Annotated in this window: 2 protein-coding genes; both read right to left on the bottom strand. The window is 71.7% G+C overall.

Annotated features, from left to right (window positions below; genetic code table 11):
* Nucleotides 1-705, bottom strand: a 705-nt coding sequence (locus tag G9H71_RS22290) for a penicillin-binding transpeptidase domain-containing protein (protein ID WP_331273198.1), incomplete at its 3' end; no start/stop codon positions are given.
* Complete coding sequence (locus G9H71_RS22285) at nucleotides 702-2,096, bottom strand: FtsW/RodA/SpoVE family cell cycle protein (protein WP_331273197.1); 1,395 nt, start codon at nucleotides 2,094-2,096, stop codon at nucleotides 702-704. The genes G9H71_RS22290 and G9H71_RS22285, both read right to left, overlap by 4 nt.
* Nucleotides 2,097-2,240 lie beyond the last annotated feature (144 nt).

The raw sequence follows: 2,240 nt of genomic DNA, 5'->3' as shown, positions 1-2,240 counted from the left end.
GGTGTAGCGCCCGGACGACAGCGCGGCGGCGGCGGTGACCAGCTTGAAGGTCGACCCCGGCGGATAGATCTCGCTCGTCGCGCGGTTGCGCAGCGGCTTGTCCGGGTCCTCGTCGAGCTTCTCGTACGCCTCCTGCACCGTGCTGCCGCGGTGGGCGGCGAGCGGGTTGGGGTCGTACGACGGGCTGCTCTGCAGGGCGAGGATCGCGCCGGTGCGGGGGTCGAGGGCCACCACGGCACCCTTCCCACCCACGTCCGCCAGACCCTTCGTGGCGGCGCGTTGTGCGGCCGGGTCGAGGGTCAGCTGCACGGCGCCGCCCTGGCGGTCCTTGCCGGTCAGCAGGTCGATGGCGCGCCGGATGAAGAGCCGGTCGTCGGTGCCGGCAAGCACGTCGTTCTCGCTGCGCTCGATGCCGGTCTTGTCGAACAGCGAGAAGTAGCCGGTGATCTGGCTGTAGAGCGCCTTGTCGGGATACTGCCGGAGGTACTTGTATTCGCCCTTGGTCGCGACGCTGCGCGCGATCGAGTCGCCGGCGACCAGGATCGGGCCGCGCTCGTTGCTGTATTGCTGAAGCAGGATGCGTGCATTGCCAGGCCGCTGGTTGAGCGAGCCGGCGTTGACGGTCTGCAGCCAGTTCGCGTTGAGCAGCAGCAGGGCGAACAGCACCATGAGCGCTGCCGACATGCGGCGCAGGGGTCGGTTCACGAGGGGGTCACCACCTGGGTGGCGGTCGGGGTGTTGCGGCTGGGCGGCGGCGCGGGCCGGCGCGCGGCGTCGCTCATGCGCAGCAGCAGCGCGATGATCGCCCAGTTCACCACCAGTGACGAGCCGCCGTAGGACAGGAACGGGGTCGTGAGGCCGGTCAGCGGGATGAGCCGCGTGACGCCGCCCACGACGACGAAGACCTGGATCGCGAGGATGAAGGAGAGGCCGGCCGCGAGCAGCTTGCCGAACGCGTCGCGCGACGCGATCGCGGTGCGCAGCCCGCGCTCGACGACGATGCCGTAGAGCAGCAGCACGGCCATGAGCCCAGTCAGCCCCAGCTCCTCGCCCAGCGCGGCGACGATGAAGTCGCTCTTGGCCACCGGCACGAGGTCCGGGCGGCCCTGGCCGAGGCCGGTGCCGAGGATCCCGCCCGCGGCCAGGCCGAACATCGCCTGCTGCAGCTGATAGCCGGAGTTCTCGTAGTCGAAGGGGTGCAGCCAGGTGTTGACCCGGATCTGCACGTGCCCGAACGACTGGTAGGCCGCGTAGCCGCCGACCAGGACGAGGAGCGCGCCGAGGATCAGCCACGAGCGGCGCTGGGTGGCGACGTACAGCAACATCACGAAGGAGCCGAAGAAGAGCACCGAGGTGCCGAGGTCCTTCTCGAAGACGAGGATCGCCAGGCTCGCGCCGAACACGACGATCAGCGGGCCGAGGTCGCGCCCGCGCGGCAGGTCGATGCCGAGGAAGCGCCGGCTGGCGAGCGCGAGCACGTCGCGCTTGACCACGAGGTAGCCCGCGAAGAAGACCATCAGCACGAGCTTGGCGAGCTCTCCGGGCTGGAAGGAGAAGCCGATCGCACGAATCCAGATGCGCGCACCGCGGATCTCCACTCCGAGGCCCGGCACGAGCGGCAGCAGCAGCAGGCCGATGCCGATGACCATCGCGGTGTAGGTGTAGCGCTGCAGCACGCGGTGGTCGCGCACGAGGATGAGCACGAGGGCGAAGAGCACCACGCCGACGGTCATCCAGGTCAGCTGGGCGAGCGCGTCGCCCGACGGGAGCGCGCCGCGGGCCTGCTCGGTGCGGTCGACGTCGGCGAGGTCGAGCCGGTGGATCAGCGCGAGGCCCAGGCCGTTCAGCATCCCCACGGCCGGCAGCAGGACCGGGTCGGCGTAGGGCGCGAAGCGGCGCACCACGAGGTGGGCGCCGAGCAGCAGCACGCCGAGGAAGGCGCCGTAGGTCGAGAGGTTGGCGGGCAGCTCGCCGTACATCGACAGCCCGACCGCGGCGTACGCGCCCATGAACACGACGCCGCCGAGCACGAGCAGCAGCAGCTCGGCCCCGCGCCGGCTGGGCGTGGCCTGCGGCGTCAGCGTGGTCGCGCTCACCGGCCGCCCTCCGTCGCCGCAGCGGCCGTGGACGCGTCGGGCACGGGGGTGGCCGCGGCGGTGGGGACGGGCGTCGCGGGGGCCGGGACCTCCGGGAACGGGTCCGTGGCGCGGCAGGTGGCCGGCGCCAGGACGGCCGAGCAC

It is taken from the genome of Motilibacter deserti (genome assembly GCF_011250635.1).
Classification (GTDB): Bacteria; Actinomycetota; Actinomycetes; order Motilibacterales; family Motilibacteraceae; genus Motilibacter_A; species Motilibacter_A deserti.
This window is presented reverse-complemented; position numbering and strand designations above follow the sequence as displayed.